This is a genomic window from Piscinibacter sp., from assembly GCF_050175855.1.
Lineage (GTDB): Bacteria > Pseudomonadota > Gammaproteobacteria > Burkholderiales > Burkholderiaceae_C > Piscinibacter.
Genome location: NZ_JBFXIO010000544.1, coordinates 1 through 2,732, shown reverse-complemented (window position 1 = coordinate 2,732; position 2,732 = coordinate 1). Strand labels below are relative to the sequence as shown.

Here is a 2,732-nt window from a genome sequence, read left to right as displayed (position 1 = left end):
TCTGGCGATCCTCGTCTACACCTCGGGCACCACGGGCAAGCCGAAGGGCGCGATGCATTCGCATGCCGGCCTGGTCTATACCGTGCGCGGCTACAACCTGATCGTGGCGCAGTACGAAAGCGACGAGCGCATCTGCTTCCTGCCTCTGTGCCATATCGCCGAGCGCATCGGCGGCGCCTTCTTCGCCGTCTACACCGGCTCGGTGCTGAATTTCGTCGAGCGGCCGGAGACCGTGCCGGAGAACGTCCGCGAGATCGCGCCGACGGTGTTCACCGCCGTGCCGCGCGTGTGGGAGAAGCTCTATTCGGGCGTGGCCATCGCGCTGCGCGAGTCGAGCAAGCTGCAGCAGGCGGCCTATGCCTGGGGCATAGCCGTGGGCACGCGCATCGCCGACAGGGTGCTCGCCGGCCAGCCCGTGGGCGCGCTGCTCAAGGCGCAGTTCATGCTGGCGCGCTGGATCGCCCTGGACAACGTGCGCAAGCTGATCGGCGTGCACCGGGCGCGCTTCTGCGTCACCGGCGCCGCGCCGATCTCGCCGGAGCTGATCCGCTGGTACCTGGCGCTGGGCGTTCCGCTCGGCGAGGTGTGGGGCATGACCGAGACCTGTGGCGCCTCGACCTCGTCGCCGATCGGCCGCATCAAGCCCGGCATGGTCGGCCCGGCCTGCCCGTTCAACGAGGTGCGGCTGGACCCTATCACCAGCGAGATCCAGGTCAAGGGCCCGAACGTCTTCATGGGCTACCTCAACCTGCCCGAGAAGACCGCCGAGACCTTCACGCCCGACGGCTGGCTGCGCACCGGCGACGTCGGCCAGGTGGACGAGGACGGCTACTTCCGCATCACCGACCGGATGAAGGACATCATCATCACGGCCGGCGGCAAGAACGTCACGCCCAGCGAGATCGAGAACGACCTGAAGTTCTCGCCCTACATCACCGACGCGGTGGTGATCGGCGACCGCCGACCCTACCTGACGGTGATCGTGATGATCGACCAGGAGAACGTCGAGAAGTTCGCCCAGGACCGCGACATCCCGTTCTCCAACTACACCAGCCTGACCCGTGCGCCGCAGGTGCAGGAGCTGATCTGGGACGAGATCGAGCGCGTGAACCGCAAGTTCGCGCGCGTCGAGCAGATCAAGAAGTTCTTCCTGCTCGAGACGCAGCTCACCGCCGAGGACGAGGAACTCACCCCGACGATGAAGCTCAAGCGCAAGTTCGTGGAGAAGAAGTACGCCGATCGCATCGAGGCGCTGTACCGATCCTGACCGCCGAAGGAGGCAACGATGAAACCTGTGCTCACTCACATTCCCGCGTTCACTGCCGCTGCGCTGATGGCGCTGGCCGGCACCGCAGCCCAGGCGCAAGCCACGCAGGGCGTGTCCAAGAACGAGATCGTCCTGGGCTCGATCCAGGATCTCTCCGGGCCGATCGCCGGCTTCGGCAAGCAGGTCCGCCAGGGCATGCTGCTGCGCGTGGAGGAGGTCAACGAGCAGGGCGGCGTCAATGGCCGCAAGATCAAGCTGCTGGTGGAGGACTCGGCCTACGATCCGAAGAAGGCCGTGCTGGCCGCGCAGAAGCTGGTCAACCAGGACAAGATCTTCGCGATGGTGGCCCACATCGGCACGCCGACGAACAACGCCGCGATGCCGGTGCAGTTCGAGAAGAATGTCTTCAACTTCATGCCGGTCACGGCGGCGCGCGAGATGAGCGACCCGCCGCACAAGCTGAAGTTCGCGCTCGGCTCGAGCTACTACGACCAGATGCGCGTGGCCCTGCCCAAGCTGGTGAAGGACAACAAGGTGACCAAGGTGTGCACCATCTACCAGGACGACGAGTTCGGCCTGGAGGTGTTCCGGGGTGCCGAGGCCGGCCTGAAGGCCATCAGCATGGACTTCACCGAGAAGACCACCTACAAGCGCGGCGCCACCGACTTCTCCTCGCAGGTGGCGCGGATGAAGGCGGCCGGCTGCGAGCTGGTGGTGCTGGGCACCATCATCCGCGAGACCATCGGGACCATCGGCGAGTCGCGCAAGACCGGCTTCAGCCCGATCTTCCTCGGCTCGAGCGCGGCCTACACCGACCTGATCCACAAGCTCGGCAAGAAGGCGATGGACGGCCTGTACGCCACGCACACCGCGCAGCACCCGTACCTCGACGAGGCCTCGCCGAAGATCTCGTTCTGGGCCAAGAAGTACCAGACCAAGTTCGGCGACGACCCGACGGTGTTCTCGGTCTACGGCTACAACGCCATCGACACCTTCATCCAGGCGGCGCAGAAGGCCGGAACGAACCTGACGGTGGACAGCTTCATCAAGGCGATGGAGACGACCAAGTTCGCGCCCGACATGTTCGGCTCGCCCGAGGCCAGCTTCGCGCCGAACAAGCGCGCCGGCAGCGACATGACGCGCATGTCGCAGCTGCAGAACGAGCGCTGGAAGGTGGTGACGGACTACGTGAAGGCGCAGTGACGAGCCAGTAGGCCTACGACACGATGTAGGCCGCGGCGCCGGTGGCCAGCAGCTTGCCATCGGCGCCGCTGAAGCTCATGCGCGTGGAGGCCACGCGCGAGCCGAGGCGCAGCACCTCGGCGCGCAGCTCGAAGCGCTCGCCGATGGCCGGGCGCAGGTAGTCGATGCGCAGGTCGATGGTGCCGAGCTTGCCGAAGCGGTGCAGGCGCTGCAACGGCGGCTCGTCCATGTGGCGCGCGCCGATCGCGGCCATCACCGCCAG

The 2,732-nt window shown here is 66.2% G+C and carries 3 protein-coding genes; 2 read left to right on the top strand and 1 reads right to left on the bottom strand.

Translation table 11 applies throughout. The annotated features are described in order from the left end of the window. Together AB7U92_RS25440 and AB7U92_RS25435 are read left to right on the top strand one after the other, a co-directional pair. Positions 1–1,267 (top strand): AMP-dependent synthetase/ligase (locus AB7U92_RS25440; protein WP_428583385.1); only part of this gene is annotated, 1,267 nt, incomplete at its 5' end. Positions 1,268–1,285: 18 nt separating this feature from the next. Further along, entirely contained in the window at positions 1,286–2,470 is a 1,185-nt protein-coding gene (locus AB7U92_RS25435) for an ABC transporter substrate-binding protein (protein WP_428583383.1), read from the top strand. A 13-nt stretch (positions 2,471–2,483) separates the two neighbouring features. On the opposite strand, the gene AB7U92_RS25430 is transcribed toward AB7U92_RS25435, so the two are convergent. Beyond that, the coding region (locus tag AB7U92_RS25430) for a hotdog domain-containing protein (RefSeq protein ID WP_428583381.1) at positions 2,484–2,732 on the bottom strand (249 nt) is incomplete at its 5' end.

What these genes read in the sequence shown, in the direction of transcription:
- AB7U92_RS25435 (WP_428583383.1), top strand. Translation starts at nt 1,286, where the DNA reads ATGAAACCTGTGCTCACTCACATTCCCGCGTTCACTGCCGCTGCGCTG.